We start from the raw sequence: 16,203 nt of genomic DNA, 5'->3' as shown, positions 1-16,203 counted from the left end.
GGGGCGGCAAAGCCGCCCCGCCGAAACCAAAAAAGCGAGTAGTGAAAGCTGGAAATAGCTCCTGAAAAATTTTATCTATTCAAATTCTTCATCACCTCCTCCTTATACGTTTCCCCAATCGGAATGATAAAATCCCCGATATGAATATTTTTATTGACAATCGTTTTAATATCATTTACAGGAACAATGAAAGAGCGATGAACACGTACAAAATCTTTCTCGGAAAGCTTTTCTAAAATACTTTTCATGGAAGAACGTGCCGTAATTTTCGTAGAATCTTTTAAATGAATTTGAATATAATCATCCAAACCTTCAATCAGCTGAATATCATTAAAATTAATTTTATGAAGTTTGTAATCAGCTCGAATCGAGAGATGTTTTGCGTCGTTGTTTTCGGTGTTGCTTTTTACTTTTTCTACCGCAGTTTTAAATCTTTCAAATGAAAAAGGTTTTAAAAGATAATCGACCGCATTTACGCTGAAAGCATCAACTGCATATTCAGAATAAGCCGTCGTGAAAATAACCTTGGTGTTTTGCGATATATTTTTGTAAAAATCTAAACCGTTTTTTGCAGGCATTTCTATGTCGAGAAATATTAAATCAACAGGAAATTTGTTTAAATGTTTCTGAGCATCACTTTGCTTGTTGAAAACTTTTTCTAAGGTTAAATTTTCAATTTTATCAGCATAATTTTCAATAATTCTAAGGGCAAGAATTTCGTCATCCAAGGCAATAGCTCTAATCATATTTTGCTGATTTTAGATTAAACTGATTTTTAAATCAACCTCATAAGTCTCGTCATTTTCATTGATTGTGATGGTATGTTTTTCAGGATAAACCTGATTCAGATGCTCGAAAGTGTTTTTTAAACCGACTTTTAGACTGTTTTCTTCATTCACATTCGTATTGACAATCTTATTAAAAACCACAAAATTTAAAGCACTTTCCTGAACAATCACTTTTACCGATATTTTTGAATTTTCTTCAGCATTAAAACCATATTTAAAAGCATTTTCAATAAAATTAATTAAAATAAAAGGTGCTATTTTCAGGTTTTTCAAATCTCCGATTTCGGTGTAGGTAAAATCAAGGCTGCTGTCTGTTCGTACCAATTGAAGGGCAATATAATCTTTAATGTATTCGATTTCTTTCGTTAAATCCACAAAATCTTTACTGCTTTCCTGAACGACGTAACGCATCACATTGGAAAGTTTTAAAATTCCGTTCGGGGCATCATCAGATTTTAACAACGCCAAAGAATAAATAGAATTCAGAATATTAAAAAGAAAGTGGGGTTGTAGCTGATATTTTAAGTTTAATAATTCAGCTTTTGCTTTTGAACGCTCAAGTTCCTTTTTTTCGTTGTTTCTAAAAATGAAAAGCGAAGAAAGAAACGAAAATAAAAATGGTAAAACCGAAGAGAAAATCATTTGATGATATGAACCGTCATTTTGTGGACCAAATCTTGGAAAAGGCTGTTTTCCATCCGTCGGTTGTGAGATATTCCCTGAAGGCATAGGATTTCTCATTTCCATCGGTGGCGGATTTTGTGAGAAAGAATCTGCTGAAGTCAGAAGATAGGGGAGCGCAACCATCAATCCGAAACTTATGACAATGCAACCCGTAAATGCCAGAAATCTTTTTTTGCTGTAAAAATTTGGAAGAAAAATATTGAGATTCAGATAAAAGAAAATAATAACCAATACAAATCGTATAAATTCTCTCTGAAACGGTGAAACCCTGAAAACCGATAAAGTTCCGTCAAAATCCGGTGAAGAAACTATCGGAATCGAAAGCAACAAAGGAATCAGAATGATATGTGGAACTATTTTTTTCATTGATTTTAAATCCTAACGACTTAGAATATTTCAAATGTAAGTAAAAATTAAAAATCTAAGATTTTTCTATTCATGCATTCTAAAATATTTTCAAAATATTAAAACTAAAATAATGTGCAAAAAACTAAACAACCTCAATCAAACTTCCCCTTTCCTCATCTTTTGTAATATTCAACGACACCGGAATTTTCTCCTTAAGTTCTTCCACATGGGAAATAATTCCCACAATTCTGTTCTCTTTCTGAAGATTCATCAGTGTTTCGAAGACTACATTCACAGATTCCAGATCCTGAGTTCCGAAACCTTCGTCGATGAAAAAGAAGTTTTTCTCCGACTGTGCATTAGTCTGAACACTTTCCGCCAATGCCAATGCAAGACTCAAAGAAACCTGAAAAGATTGCCCTCCGGAAAGCGTTTTTACACTTCGGCTTCGGCCTTCATTCAGATAATCGATGATTTCAAAATCATTGCTTTCGTTCAACTGTAAACTTAGTTGATTTCTCGTCATTTTGTGGAAGCGTACATTGGCATGATCGCAAAGCTGTCGCAGATAAATCGATGAAATGTAACGTACAAAACCCGCTCCGTTAAAGAGATTTTGCATAATTGCAAGATTCTCCCGACGCTTCTGAACTTTTGCCAGATCCAGCAGAAGATTTTCTTTTTTCTTAAATTCTTTCTCTAATCTTTCAATTTCAGAACTGATTTTTACGATAGAATTATTCGCTATTTTTAAATCATTTTCAAAAGTTTTGAACTGATTTTCAACCATCAGAAATTCTTCTTCATTAAATGAAAAATCTTTCAGTTTGATTTCTAATTCTAAAATTAAATTCTTCAAAGTCTCAAACCGAACTTTAAAATCCTGAATCTTGTTTCTTGTATCTAGAACGTTGATTTCTTGTTCTAAAATTGTCTGAATTTCTTCTAAATCATTAAATTTCTGTTCAGTTAAAGCGTTTTCAATCGAATTTTTATTTTCTGAAATTTCTTTTTCAAGTTCAGAAATTCGTTTTTCCAATTGATCGACAATTGTTTTTTGCTCGGCTAATTTTGGTGAAATTTCTTTCTCTTCTTTGATTAGTTGCTGGTAATTTTGTTCGGTTTCGAGATTAGACTGTGAAAGTTTAATGTAAATTTCTTCAACATCAATAATGGTTTTTTCCCTGTAATCAATCCATTGCAAAGCTTTTAAATTAGCTTCATTAGTTTTGATTTGCTCTGCTTTTTTCGCTTCGTCAAGCTTGAATTTTTCTAAAGCCTTATTGTAATTGTCGAGATTTTCTCTTTCTTTATCAAGATTTTTTTGCTCCAAACCGATTTTTTGATTGAGTTCATCGATTTGTTTTTCAATGGTGAAAGATTGCTGTCTTTTCTCCTCAAAATCATTTTGATTTTCTGAATTAAATTCTTTCCAGCTATAGCTTTCTAAGTGTTTTTTAATATGAGTTTGAATTTTCTGTAAAATTTCTTCTTCAGATTTCAGCTGTTCCTCAAAAATATTTTTTCGGTCAAGAATTTTTTCGATTTCTAAAGATTGTTTTTGAATATCTTCTTTTCGAATTTCAAGTTGCTCAATCTGTTTCTGAATCTTGTTTAATTCTGAATTCGCATCATCAAATTCTACAATATTTGGATGTTCCAAAGCACCGCAAAGCGGACAAGGCTCCCCGTCGTGCAATTCATTGGCAAAATGTGCTAATTTTTGCTGAACTTCAAGATGATTTCGCTTTTCGGCAAAAGTTTTCTTTTGATTTTCTAATGTTTCAATTTGAGTTTTAAAACTATTTTTATAAGTTTCGAGGTTAATTTCAAAAGGTTTTAATTCATCAGAAACTCTTACGATTTCAAGTTTTTTTAGATCAATTTTTTCAGTCTGATTTTGTAAGTTATCAACTAATCTTTTCTTTTCTGAAAACCAGTTTCCGACATTCAACAGTAAGCTTGAATCTAATTTTTTAGGCTTTAAACTTTCAGCATTTTTTGCAAGATCTTCAATCTTACTTTGAATTAATTTCTGAGTTGCTTCAACTTCTTTTACTTTTTCTGAACCTTTTTTTGTCCTTTCTTTTAAAGTTTCAATTTCCTCTGAAAATTTCAGCATTTGCAGAATGAAATTCAAATCATTTTCCTGAATTTTAGATTGATTTAATGCTTCATATTTCGGCTGAATTGCAAGAAGTTTATTCTTATTATTTTCAAACTGAGCTTCTGTTTCATGTAAATTTTTAAACTGATTTACTTTATTTTTCTCTTGCTCAGTAATTTCTTTTGAAAGTTTGTTTTTCTCAGAAATTAAAGGGGTGAAAATTCTAAAAACTCGGTCATAAATATCAGTTTTAGTTTCTAAAATATCAATCTCATATTTTTGCTGTGTCAGTTTTTCAAAATCTGATTTCTTCGTGTTTAAATCAGCAAAATCATCCTTTAAACTTTTTAGTTTTGAATGTTTTTCTTCAGTTTCTCTAAAAACTTTTTGTACTTCATCAAACTTTTGTTGTTCAATTTTTAAAAGTTCTTTTTGAGTGGAAATCTGCTCTTCATTCACTTCTTCAAAACCTTTGAGCTGACCTTCCAACTGATCCAGTTCTGATCTGTTTTTTGCATTTAAACTCGAAACATTTCCCTGCAAATCAAAACGCTGAAGACTGAAAATCTCCTTCATCATATTTGTGCGTTCTGTTGCTCCCAATTCCAGAAACTCTTTAAACTGACCCTGAGGAATAATGATGGTTCGCTTGAAATTGGCATAACTTAAACCAATGATTTTCTCAGCACTTGAATGTTCCAAAGGAATCCAGTTTCCATTTATTTCTTCATAAAAAGTGACGGTTGGAGTTTTCACATCTTCAAAATTTTTTGAATTTCGTTTAAATTCTCTTGTCGCACGAAACTTTTTACTTTCATAATTAATAAAATCAAACTCAATCAGTGATTTATTTGATTTCAAATTCATCATATTATAAGTGCGTTTGTCTCTTGCATTCAGACGCTCTGTTTCGCCATACAAAGCAAAAGAAATTGCCTCCAAAATAGAAGATTTCCCGGAACCTACCGAACCGAAAATGCCAAACAAACCGGCTTCTGTAAGGTTTTCGAAATTGATTTTCTGGCGTTCCTGATAAGAATATAGACCTTCTAAAGTCAATTGAATTGGAATCATAATGATGATATTAAAATTTCAACCATTAAGTTGATTTAAAAAGTTAAGTTTGCGGGCAAAATTAAGAAGTACATCTTAAGAAATTTGTTTCTCTTAATCTAACTTAACAATTTAATATGTCTTAATGATTAAAAAATATTTTAGATAAAATTATTTTTCGGAAGCGATTTCATTAAACAAATTAATCAAATCTTCATTTGCTTCTTGGCCACCATTTTTAGATTTAAAATAATCCTTAAATAACGCCTGAATATCCTGATTGAGATTAATTTCGCTCAAATGATTTTCATTAAACTCCTGATTTTTTACTTTCGGAATGAGATGCACAATTCCGTTATGAGATTGGTAGATGCGTTTTCTTTCGTCGGCTTTTAAAAAAGTTTCGCTTTCCAACGTCAATTCGACCAAAGAATTTGGATTTTCTGTGAGCCAATCAATTGTGTTTTCAATTGAATCAAACGTTTTTCTGACAAGCTTTTTGCCGTTTTGTAAAGCAATTTTTTCAAATGAAACCTGTTGATTGGGTTCAGCTTCAATTATAGAAACATATTTCGTCTGTCCGGCCTCAGAAAAACTGTAGCACAAAGGGGAGGAAGAATAAATCACGGGATTTTTATCAGTTCCGATATTCTGAAAACGATGTAGATGTCCCAGAGCCGTATATTGAATTTGTGGCGGAATACTATCAGAAAAAACCAAGTCTGCATTCCCTATTTTAATAGGTTTTTCGCCATCCGGTTCTTCTAAAAGCTTTTCTCCTTTTTTGTTCATGTACAAATGTGTCATCAAAAGATTGACTCCGTTTTCATCACAAAATTCGTTGGCAGATTTCTTCCAGTTTTCGGCTAAAACATGATTCAGTTCAGACTCTTTATTTTCTCCTAAATATTCTTTCATACGGATTTCATTAGCGTATGGCGTGTGAAGAATTCTGATAGGGAATGAGTAATTTTTCAATTCCAGTTCGATAAAACCTTCTGCTGATTTTGAAATTTTAAAATGTTCGAGTTCAAAAGGATGAACAGTTGCTTTCGGATGACCAATTAAAATAATCCCGCATTCACGGGCTAAAGGATTGGGTGCATCAATGAAATTTGGCGAATCATGATTTCCTGAAATGGCAATAACGGGGCGTTTTCCATTGTGAGATAAACGTTTTAACGTTTTATAAAAAAGTTCAACCGCTTCAACACTTGGATTGAAATTGTCAAACAAATCTCCCGCAATTACAACCAAATCAACATTCTGCTCATCGGCAATCCGAACAATTTCATCCATCACCAAAACCTGTTCTTCCAACCTGGAAAATCGGTCGAGACGTTTCCCCAAATGCCAATCGGCGGTGTGTAGGATTTTCATGATGTTTAATCTTCGTTTTCTGGTTCTGCAGCTAATTTATCTTTGGCATTCTGACGCATTTCTTTCAAACGGTTTTTTCGTTTCAGTTCAGCTTCCTGAATTTTACGCTTCTTGTCAGCAATTTTCTTATTGTGAATTTTTTTATTGGCATCTGTATTTCTACTCATCTCAACTTTATTTTAGGTAAGCTTTGCATTGCAATTGATTTAGCTAAATTAATCTATTCTTAAGAGAAAACTTTATTTTGAATTGAATTTAGATGTTCAATTGTTGTTTTAAATAATAGGATTTATTCTTCAAATTTACATTAAGTACAAACAGCTTAGCTGTGATTTTACTCAATTTTTAAAAAACTTGTCTGTGATTTCCGCAGTTTGAATTTTGTTTAAAACAACCTTGTTTGTAATAAAATGCAATTGCAATTGGTTTGTTTTACTATTGTTTGTAACCAAATGCAGAATACTTTAGTTTAAAATGATCTTGTTTGTAATAACATGCAACTGCAATTGGTTTATTTCAATGCTGTTTGTAACTAAATACAATTTTATCTCTACTTTTACACTATGGAACAACAATCAAAAGATCCTTTACACGGAAAACGTCTGGATACCATTCTTGAAGAATTGGTAGAATATTATCACGGCTTTGGCGAATTGGGAAAACAAATCAACATCAAATGTTTTACAGATAATCCGAGTATTAGTTCTTCTCTGAAGTTTTTACGAAAAACAGATTGGGCAAGGACGAAAGTGGAGAGTTTGTATTTGTATGTTTTGAGACAGAAGAAAAAAGAGGAGAGAAATAGGGAAGAGTAGGCTTCGAGTCTCTTCAGCTTGATATTTATGATATATTAAATAATGGGGTGAAGATGATTATGAGCTTTTGAATCATTTCAAAACCTTATCTTTGTGCTGTTTAATCGTGATAAAATTCACGCAAAAAAAGAAATATGACAATCGAAAACAATCACGTTGTAGCTGTAAAATACATTCTACATACTATTGAAGAAGATGGGAGCAAAATCCTGGTAGAAGAAACTACAGAAGAGAATCCGCTTACATTTTTGTACGGAATGGGAATGATGATTCCTAAATTTGAGCAAAATATTCACGGTTTGCAAGCTGGAGATACTGCTGCTTTTGTGATTCAGCCTGAGGAAGCTTACGGTGAAAAACAAGAGGATGCGATTGCTCAGTTGCCTATCGATATGTTTGGAGAAGCAGGGATTCCTCCGGTAGGAGCTATTTTGCCTTTGTCTGATAACGAAGGAAATAATTTCCAGGCTTTTGTAGTAGAAGTTACACCAGAAGTTGTTATCGCAGATTTGAACCATCCAATGGCAGGTAAAGTTTTAGATTTCCAGGTTGAAATTTTAAACACCCGTCCTGCAACTGAAGAAGAATTATCTCACGGTCACGCTCATGGAATTGACGGAAACGAGGCTCACTAAGAAAATATTTTATTTAAATATGAATGTCCGATTTTTTGTCGGGCATTTTTTTGTTACTTACATTATTCTAAAAATTCTCCTGAAACATAATACCAACGGTTTTGGATCGTTTTGAAGAGTGATAATTCGTGGTGAATTTGTTTTTGCCCGTCTTCATCGGTGTAATATGCTTTGAATTCTACTTTATTCATCAATGGTTTGTCTACGATTTCCAATTTTGTCCATTCATTTATTTCTCCCCATTCCTGCAAATCTTTTGTATTATGGAATTGTCTTTTTCCTGGCGAAGTGGTTTCCATTAAATATTTTCCGTTCGGAATGGCAAATGCAGAAAATCTTGAACGCATCAAAGCTTCTGCAGTCGGAGCAAATTTTTCTCCGTTATGATAAGGTTTGCAACATTCTTCATAGGTTTTACCGGAACAGCAGGGACAATTCATTTCTTTTTATTTAAATACAAATTTATGATTTTACAGACAAAGCAGATTAAAATCATCTGTGTAAATCCATGGGATAAATTCATGTCATTCTAGAAAAGCATTTGCGCCATGAGTGTTAAAAATAAAAAAAGCATCCAAAAAATGAATGCTCTTAAAATTTATTTAATAAAACCTCTGTTTCTTAACAACGGCTTAATATCCGGATCGTGTCCTGTAAAATCTCTGAATGCCTGATTCAAATCCACAGAATTTCCGACAGACAGAATATATTTTCTAAAACGGTCACCGTTTTCTCTAGTCAGGCCACCATTTTTTTCAATCCATTCCCAAGCGTCGTTATCCAATGTTTCAGACCACAAATACGCATAATATCCTGCAGAATAACCACCGCCCCAAATGTGAGCAAAGTATGGAGTATGATATCTTGGCGGAACAGTAGCTAAAGTAAATCCGTGATTTTTTAATGATTGGTTTTCAAAATCTAACACAGGAAGCAACTGTCCGTCGTTGGTTACCGAATGCCAATCCATATCCAAAGCTGCAGCAGAAACCAACTCGGTTGTCATATAACCTTGATTGAAAGTTCCGGCCTTTTTAATTTTATCAACTAAAGCTTGAGGAATCGGCTGTTTCGTTTCGTAATGAAGAGCATAATTTTTTAAAACGACAGGGTCTAAAGCCCAATGTTCATTAATCTGAGAAGGGAATTCTACAAAATCTCTCGGTACATTGGTTCCTGAAAGTGATGGATATTTTTGGCTCGCAAACATTCCGTGAATGGAGTGACCAAACTCATGGAAAATTGTTGAAACATCGTCAAAACTAATCAATGAAGGCTTTCCTGCAGCGGGTTTCTGGTAATTATAACAGTTAACAATCACCGGTTTTGTTCCTAACAAATAAGATTGCTCAACATAATTGCTCATCCACGCTCCACCGCTTTTAGAATCTCTTGTATAGAAATCCAAATAATAAATGGCGATAGATTTTCCGTCATGATCAAAAACTTCGTAGGTTACTACATCAGGATGATAAACCGGTAGGTCTGTTCTCTTTTTGAAGGTTAATCCATAAAATTTTTCAGCGGCGAAGAAAACTCCTTTTTCTAAAACAGTTGTGATTTCGAAATAAGGTTTAATCTGATTTTCATCTAAATCAAATTTTGCTTTTCTCACTTGTTCGGCATAGAAATTCCAGTCCCAAGGTTCTACTTTGAAACCTCCTTTTTGCTGGTCGATCAAATCCTGAATGTCTTTTGCTTCACGTTTTGCAGTTTCTACAGCCGGAGTTGCAATCTGATTCATCAATTTTACAGCAGCTTCAGGTTTTTTTGCCATCTGATCTTGCAATTTCCATTCTGCAAAGCTTTTTTTACCTAAAATCTGAGCTTTTTTCAGTCTGAGTTTCGCTAATTTTTCGATGGTCTCTCTAGTGTCATTTCCATCACTCTTTTCAGCTCTTGTCCAAGAAGCTTTGAACAATTTTTCTCTTGTTGCTCTGTTTTTCAGGTTTTGCAAAAGAGGTTGCTGTGTTGTATTTTGTAAAGCTAAAAGATATTTTCCGGGTTGTCCGGCAGTTTTTGCATCACTTGCTGCTGCCGAAATTTCGTCAGCGGAGAGTCCGTCCAATTCTTTTGCATCAGTAAAGAAAACGCCGCCTTGTTTTCTTGCTTCCAATAATTTGTTGGAATACTGGGTAGAAAGAGAAGCTAATTCCTGATTCACCTGCTTCAATTTTTCTTTGTCTGCCGAAGAAAGATTTGCTCCTGCAATTTCGAAATTTTGTTTGTAGAACTGTACCAATCTTTTGCTTTCAGAATCCAAACCGTTTTCAGAAATAGATTTAATTCTTTTATACAGATTTTCATTCAGGTACATTTTATCAGAATGTGCTGCAAAAATTGGAGCATATTCTTCATCTAAAGCCTGTAGGGTTGGGTTTGTATTTGCACTTGTAAGATTTGAAAATGTAATCAAAGCTCTTTTCAAAATTTCACCACTTTTTTCTAATGAAACAATTGTATTATCAAAAGTTGCGGCTTCAGAATTGTTGGCAATTTTTAAAATCTCTGCATCGTGTTGTTTTAAACCAAACTCAAAAGCAGGTTTGAAATGTTCGTTTTTAATTTTATCAAATTCAGGGGCTTCGTATTGAAGCTTGCTTTTTTTCATAAAAGGATTTGAAGAAAGCGAAGAATCTGGAACAGGTATTTCCTTTTTTATGTCGTTTGTTTTCATTGTGGTAGTACAAGAATAATTGAATGCCAAAGCAGAAATTAACAATACTGATGAAACATTTTTCATATTGTATAGACTTATTGTTTTAAATGTTACGGAATCTCTCTCTTGATTTTAAAAATTGTTTTTCTTGTCAATTGTAAGAGATTTCATAATTTAGTTGTTATTAAAGTATAAAGATATTAAAAACAAAACTTCTAAACATCAAAACATGAAATACACCACAGTTTTACTTTTTTCAGGATTAATGATTGTCTCTTCTTGTAAAGAAAATGAGCGAAAAGATGGAAAATCAAGTTGGCTTCCCGACGTTACGAATAAAGATCACGGACCTTTAAAACAAAAAGAATTTAAAGGAAATTTTGACGAAATTGAAGTTTCTCAGGCAATTGAAGCTGAAATTATTAAGTCTGATGTTGAAAGAGTCGTAATTTCTGCTCCGGCAAATATTATTGATGAAGTTTTGGTTGATAACAATGGTGGTGAACTGCATATTCATTACAAAAATGGTTTTCGTGTGATGAATACGAATAATGTGAAAGCTAAAATTTATGCTAAAGATTTTGAAAAATTAGAAGCCAATTCTGCGGGAATTATTGTAGTGAGAGACCAATTTACTCAAGATAAAACCGATATTGAAGTTTCAAGTTCAGGTCATATTTCGGGGAAACTTGAAGCCAACGATATGGATATTGATGCAGGAAGCAGCGGAACTTTTAAAGGACAAATCTGGGCTGTGAATCTAAATGTAGAAGCTTCGTCTGCAGGTGAAGTTAATATTTCAGGAAAAACAAAAGGCGCAAATTTGAATGCGTCATCTGGAAGTACAATTTCGGCAAAAGAAGTAATTGCAGAAAATGTAAAAGCAGAATCTTCGAGTGGTTCTAATGTAGAAATTGGTGTTTCTTCTCAATTTGATGCTCATGCATCTTCCGGCGGTTCAATCAAAGGAATAAAAAAAGGAAATGTAACGACCGTTTCAAAAGAAGAAAGCAGCGGCGGAAGCGTAAGTATTCAGTAAATTACTTATCGCCTTCCTCTTCATCATCTGTTGATGAGGTTTCCCAGTCTTTATTTTCAAAATTTAAATTATCATAAGCCAATAAATCCTCCTCTCGCTGGAGGATTTCTTTTGTGGTAAAAAGTCGAATGTCTTCATCATCTTTAGATTTTGCCAACTTTCTGATGGAAGCTTTATCGATAGCCATAAATCTTTGTCCGAGACGGCGAGCTGCATATTTTCGCATTCCGGTTTCCTGTAAAACATCGACTGCCATATCCACTGCGGTTCCTAAAGTTTCGCGGTAAATATTATCAATTCCGTTGTCTAGATAAGCATATGCATCAATTCTGTTTTTAGCACGGACAAATATTTTCACATCAGGATATTGCTCACGAACCAATTCTGCGACAAATCTATTATCATCGGGATCGTCAAGGCAGAGAACCAAAATTTCGGCATCTTCAATTCCTGCAGCTCTTAAAATAGGGATTCTTGTAGCATCGCCGTAATATACTTTAAAACCATAACTTCTCAACAGTTTTACACGCTCAGAATCTCTGTCGAGAATGGTTGCTGTGATTTTATTGGCTTTCAAAAGTCTTCCCACGGTGCTTCCAAAATGCCCGAAACCTACGATAATTATCTTTTTTTGTGAAATATCTCTGTCAAGTATATTGAAATCTGATTTTGTTTCCGGAAATTCTTTTATGAATTTCGGAGTAATCAATTTATCATTAATGATTAAAAAAATTGGAGTGATGCACATCGTAATCGCTGTGATTGCCATCATTTGTGCATTCATTTCAGGACTAAAAAGAGAAAGATCTGATGCGTAATTAATTAAGACAAAAGCAAATTCTCCCACCTGAGAAAGTGCAAAAGCATAAAATAAACTTTGGGGTGTATCAATTTTAAAGAATTTTCCGATGGAAAAAAGAACAAAAAATTTCACCGCTAAAACCACAAAAACAGTACTGAAAATAAAAACAGGATCTTCTGCAATGACATTGAAATTCATCGTAGAACCGACGCTCACAAAGAAAACGGCGAGCAAAAGACCTTTAAACGGATCAATATGCGCTTCCAGCTCATGACGAAACTCGCTGTTTGCCAACATCACACCGGCCAAAAATGCTCCTAAAGCCGGAGATAAGCCAATTGCAACCATTAATTCTGAAACTCCAATTACCAAAAATAGGGAAGTAGCAGTTAATAATTCTGTCATTCCTGCTTTTGAAACATATCTTAAAAATGGTACAAAAACATATCTTCCCAATAAGATTAGCGCAACAACTCCGAAAATAACGGTTCCAGCTTGAAGCCATTCTGGAAGTTTCTGGATGAGAATCTGAACTTCATTTTCACTAGTCTTCGCTTTTGAATGTGCCAAAATAGGCAAAATTGCCAAAATCGGAATCACGGCAATATCTTGAAATAATAGGGTGGAAAAAGAAGCTTCGCCTGCTAAAGTTTTTAAATTATTTTTTTCCTGTAAAGTCTGAAGCACAATTGCGGTTGATGACAATGCAAAACACATGGCAATAGCAAATGCTTTATCAATTTTCCAGCCTGCCCAAATGAAAATAAGGAAGAGAATTGAAATCGTAAGAACCATTTGCGTCAAACCAAGTCCGACGATTTTCTTCCGCATTTCCCAGAACTTTCTGGGTTCCAATTCTAATCCAACCAAAAAAAGAAGCATGATGACTCCAAATTCGCTGGCGTGCATAATGTCGTTAACGTCGTTTCCCGTTAGTTTTAAAACATAAGGTCCGATGATAATTCCTCCTAAAATATAACCGATTACTGAGCTTAAACCCAATTTTCTTGCGAGCGGAACCATGATAATGGCAACGCCCAAAAAAATTAAGGTGTTCATTGCTAAAGTGGTTTCCATATTACTGATTTAGGATTTCGACAAATTTCTTTTTTTGAAGAATGATTTCTTTTTTAGATAGTTTATTAGCTTCGTAAACAATCGTGATGTCTTTAATATTGGCATCAAAAACTTTAAGAGAAACAATTAAACCGCTGATAATTTCGTCAATCGTGTATTTGTAAGTGCCTTCTTTTGAAAATGACCTTTCCTTTCCGCCAGTCGTTACAACGATGTAAACTTCTTTGTTTTTGAGTGGATTATTTTCACCTTCTTTCACCCAGTTCCGGTCGAAAACTTCATCAATCCACAATTTTAGTAAGGGTGGAATTCCGAACCAGATAATAGGAAACTGAAAAATAAAACGGTCGTATTGCTGCAGTCTTTTTCGTTCTCTGAAAGCCGCTATATGAAAATCGGGATATTCTTCGTATAAATCGCGAAGTGTAAAATGCTGATGACGAACGTAGAAATTGATGAGTTCTACATTTGAATTGGAATGCTCAAGATAAGGATGGGCAAAAACCACCAGCGTTTTTTTCATAAACCCGTTTTCAGTAAATATAATGAAAATTGAGTTAAAAATTTATAATAATAGTCGGTTTTTAATGAAATTTTAATTAAACAAACCATTTCCAAAAGCCAATAAATACTGATGCTATTCCACTTGATAAAATGAAAATTCCTAAATACTTGAATTTCTTTAATTCTTTCGTTTTAAAAGCTAAGAATAAGAATAATGAGGAAATCAGTGAAATGATTAGAAAATAATATTTATAGGAATATTTTAATTCTGTGAGTCCAAAAAGCGCTTGTGTTTTGCCATCTGTGGATAAATAATAATTTAAAATATTCACATTGACCTTTATAGAAAGAAGTATAGTAATCAGGCTTAGAAGAATTGAGATAACTGAAAATTTCATTTTTTCTAATATTTTACCAGCTACCAGAAGCTCCGCCGCCGCCAAAACTTCCGCCACCACCGAAACCGCCAAAACCACCGCCGCCTCGTGAACTGCCGCCACCGAATCCGCCACCCCCAAAACCTCCTGGGAACGGGAATGGGAAAAATCCACCGGGATAATTTCTTCTTCCTTTTCTGCTTAAAATAATATCACCATCATCGTCTCCGCCGCCTCTATTTTTAAATAAAACGATAAGAATAATGAATATCACAATTCCTATAATTATTAATTTTGAAACATTGATGTCTCCCTTTTTTTGATTGTTTAAAGGTTTAAATTTTCCTTGAACAGAATCCATGATAGCATTTGTTCCGCCATTGATCCCTTCAAACCATTTTCCTTGTTTGAAATTGGGTGTTACAATGTAATCTAATATCTGTCCTGCAACAGAGGCTGTTAAATATTGTTCAACCGCTCTTCCTTGCTGAATAGCCATCGTTCTGTCATCTTTTGCAATCAGAAAAACCACTCCGTTATCTACATTTTTTTGCCCTATTCCCCATTTTTCTCCAAACATAGTTGCCAGAAAATTCACGTCTTCACCTTTTGTTGAGGGAATAATAATGATTTCAATTTCTGTAGAAGTAGAATCTGCAAATTTGATAAGCTTGTTATTCAGTTCATCTTTTTCCTGTTGAGTAAGAAGGTTGGCTTCATCATAAACCGGGTATAAAACTGCAGGTTTTTCGGGAATAGTGTATTGTGCTGATAAAAAACTATAACAGCATACAAATAAGAAAGCTAAAAATATTTTAAGAGAATGTAATCTCATTGGGTAATTCGTTGTGATTTTCTCCCTTTACGGGAAAATGTTTTTTTAGTTCTAAACCAGTTTCAAGAATTCCGCTCTTTAAAGCCTGATAAAAATGACCTTTTGCAAATTCTGAAGTGATGTAATCATGCAGATGATCCCAATACGATTGATGTACTTTCGCATGAATTCCTGTATCGCCAATGATAGTAAGATATTTATTTTCAAAATTAACATGAAATAAAACCGCATTTTTTTCTGCGGTTTTATCTTTGCATAATTCTTTAAATACCTCAAAAGCAGTTTCTGCAGTTTTAGAATCTGTAGAAGAATCTATATGTACACGGATTTCTCCGGTAGAATGTTGCTCTGCCGATTGAATAGCTTCCACTAAAGAATCGATCTGCTGATTTGTGAGAAAACGGCTCATTATTCTGTAAATACGCTTGGTGCATTTTCAGCTCCTGCTTGTGCTTTAAATAAAGGTTTTTCTTTAAAATTGGTAAAGTTTGCCAAAATATTATTTGGGAACTGCTTTATTGAAACGTTATAGTCTCTTGCGGCGTTGTTGTAATAAACAGTTTCTGTTCTGATGCTGTTTTCAATCGCAATATATTCTTTTTGAAAATTAATATATTGTTGATCTGCTTTCAAGTTAGGATAAGATTCTACAACCGCCATTAATCTGCTTAAAGATCCCGATAATTCGTTTTGTGCAGCCTGAAATTTAGCCATATCTTCCTCTGTTAAATTGGAAGGATTGATGTTGATAGAAGTTGCTTTTGAACGTGCTTCAACCACTTTTGTTAAAGTTTCCTGTTCAAATTTTGAGTATGATTTTACAGTTCTTTCTAAATTTGGAATTAAATTGGCTCTTTTCTGATAAACGGTTTGTACGTTAGACCATTTTGCATCAACGGTTTGTTCCTGATCTACAAATTTATTGTACCCGCTTTTTCCCCAGAAAAATAATATTCCTACAATAATAATAAGAGCAATACCGATTGTTCCGGCGCTCATGCAACCTCTGTTTTTCATATGTGAATTTTTATTGTTTTCAATAGTTATATGGAATCGCCAATCTTTTAGTATGCTTTTCTTTAAAAATTTTAAAATGGCGA

At 33.8% G+C, this 16,203-nt stretch carries 16 protein-coding genes; 3 read left to right on the top strand and 13 right to left on the bottom strand.

Going from position 1 to position 16,203, the window contains the following annotated elements:
- Positions 1 to 71: 71 nt before the first annotated feature.
- The 5 genes from OEA66_RS06415 to OEA66_RS06395 all read right to left on the bottom strand — a co-directional run bounded on the left by OEA66_RS06415 (position 72) and on the right by OEA66_RS06395 (position 6,527).
- Entirely contained in the window at positions 72 to 746 is a 675-nt protein-coding gene (locus OEA66_RS06415) for a LytR/AlgR family response regulator transcription factor (protein ID WP_267280602.1), read from the bottom strand.
- Between the two features lie 12 nt (positions 747 to 758).
- Complete coding sequence (locus tag OEA66_RS06410) at positions 759 to 1,838, bottom strand: sensor histidine kinase (RefSeq protein ID WP_267280601.1); 1,080 nt, start codon at positions 1,836 to 1,838, stop codon at positions 759 to 761.
- Between the two features lie 124 nt (positions 1,839 to 1,962).
- Entirely contained in the window at positions 1,963 to 5,001 is a 3,039-nt protein-coding gene (locus tag OEA66_RS06405) for an AAA family ATPase (protein WP_267280600.1), read from the bottom strand.
- Between the two features lie 150 nt (positions 5,002 to 5,151).
- Positions 5,152 to 6,360 carry a metallophosphoesterase family protein gene (locus tag OEA66_RS06400; protein ID WP_267280599.1) on the bottom strand — a complete coding sequence of 403 codons (1,209 nt, stop codon included), beginning with the start codon at positions 6,358 to 6,360 and terminating at the stop codon, positions 5,152 to 5,154.
- A 5-nt stretch (positions 6,361 to 6,365) separates the two neighbouring features.
- Positions 6,366 to 6,527: a hypothetical protein gene (locus OEA66_RS06395; protein WP_267280598.1), complete on the bottom strand. Its 162-nt coding sequence runs from the start codon at positions 6,525 to 6,527 to the stop codon at positions 6,366 to 6,368.
- Between the two features lie 396 nt (positions 6,528 to 6,923).
- On the opposite strand from OEA66_RS06395, the gene OEA66_RS06390 reads away from it, so the two are divergent.
- On the top strand, positions 6,924 to 7,175 hold the full coding sequence (locus OEA66_RS06390) for a VF530 family protein (RefSeq protein ID WP_267280597.1): 252 nt from the start codon (positions 6,924 to 6,926) through the stop codon (positions 7,173 to 7,175).
- Positions 7,176 to 7,309: 134 nt separating this feature from the next.
- Complete coding sequence (locus OEA66_RS06385; protein ID WP_267280596.1) at positions 7,310 to 7,810, top strand: FKBP-type peptidyl-prolyl cis-trans isomerase; 501 nt, start codon at positions 7,310 to 7,312, stop codon at positions 7,808 to 7,810.
- A 62-nt stretch (positions 7,811 to 7,872) separates the two neighbouring features.
- On the opposite strand, the gene OEA66_RS06380 is transcribed toward OEA66_RS06385, so the two are convergent.
- On the bottom strand, positions 7,873 to 8,250 hold the full coding sequence (locus OEA66_RS06380) for a YchJ family protein (protein ID WP_267280595.1): 378 nt from the start codon (positions 8,248 to 8,250) through the stop codon (positions 7,873 to 7,875).
- A gap of 158 nt (positions 8,251 to 8,408) precedes the next feature.
- Positions 8,409 to 10,553, bottom strand: a complete 2,145-nt coding sequence (locus OEA66_RS06375) for a M3 family metallopeptidase (protein WP_267280594.1) — start codon at positions 10,551 to 10,553, stop codon at positions 8,409 to 8,411.
- A 145-nt stretch (positions 10,554 to 10,698) separates the two neighbouring features.
- Here OEA66_RS06375 and OEA66_RS06370 point away from each other — a divergent pair, with 145 nt between their 5' ends.
- The gene (locus tag OEA66_RS06370; protein ID WP_267280593.1) at positions 10,699 to 11,508 is read left to right on the top strand and encodes a head GIN domain-containing protein; all 810 of its coding nucleotides are present in this window, start codon (positions 10,699 to 10,701) and stop codon (positions 11,506 to 11,508) included.
- Position 11,509: 1 nt separating this feature from the next.
- On the opposite strand, the gene OEA66_RS06365 is transcribed toward OEA66_RS06370, so the two are convergent.
- The 6 genes from OEA66_RS06365 to OEA66_RS06340 form a co-directional block, all read right to left on the bottom strand.
- Positions 11,510 to 13,387 (bottom strand): monovalent cation:proton antiporter-2 (CPA2) family protein, encoded by a 1,878-nt coding sequence (locus OEA66_RS06365; RefSeq protein WP_267280592.1) that lies wholly within the window; start codon positions 13,385 to 13,387, stop codon positions 11,510 to 11,512.
- 1 nt (position 13,388) lies between these two features.
- On the bottom strand, positions 13,389 to 13,910 hold the full coding sequence (locus tag OEA66_RS06360) for an NAD(P)H-dependent oxidoreductase (protein ID WP_267280591.1): 522 nt from the start codon (positions 13,908 to 13,910) through the stop codon (positions 13,389 to 13,391).
- Between the two features lie 76 nt (positions 13,911 to 13,986).
- Positions 13,987 to 14,289: a hypothetical protein gene (locus OEA66_RS06355; RefSeq protein WP_267280590.1), complete on the bottom strand. Its 303-nt coding sequence runs from the start codon at positions 14,287 to 14,289 to the stop codon at positions 13,987 to 13,989.
- A gap of 13 nt (positions 14,290 to 14,302) precedes the next feature.
- Positions 14,303 to 15,103, bottom strand: coding sequence for a TPM domain-containing protein (locus tag OEA66_RS06350; RefSeq protein ID WP_267280589.1), 801 nt, complete (start codon positions 15,101 to 15,103; stop codon positions 14,303 to 14,305).
- Positions 15,084 to 15,512 (bottom strand): TPM domain-containing protein, encoded by a 429-nt coding sequence (locus tag OEA66_RS06345; RefSeq protein WP_267280588.1) that lies wholly within the window; start codon positions 15,510 to 15,512, stop codon positions 15,084 to 15,086. The genes OEA66_RS06350 and OEA66_RS06345 overlap by 20 nt, the downstream gene beginning before the upstream one ends.
- Positions 15,512 to 16,120: a LemA family protein gene (locus tag OEA66_RS06340; protein ID WP_267280587.1), complete on the bottom strand. Its 609-nt coding sequence runs from the start codon at positions 16,118 to 16,120 to the stop codon at positions 15,512 to 15,514. Before OEA66_RS06340 ends, OEA66_RS06345 begins: the two co-directional genes overlap by 1 nt.
- Positions 16,121 to 16,203: the final 83 nt, after the last annotated feature.

It is taken from the genome of Chryseobacterium luquanense, assembly GCF_026460945.1.
Classification (GTDB): domain Bacteria; phylum Bacteroidota; class Bacteroidia; order Flavobacteriales; family Weeksellaceae; genus Chryseobacterium; species Chryseobacterium luquanense.
Note: the sequence above shows the minus strand (reverse complement) of the source record. Positions and strands in the feature narration are given on the sequence as shown.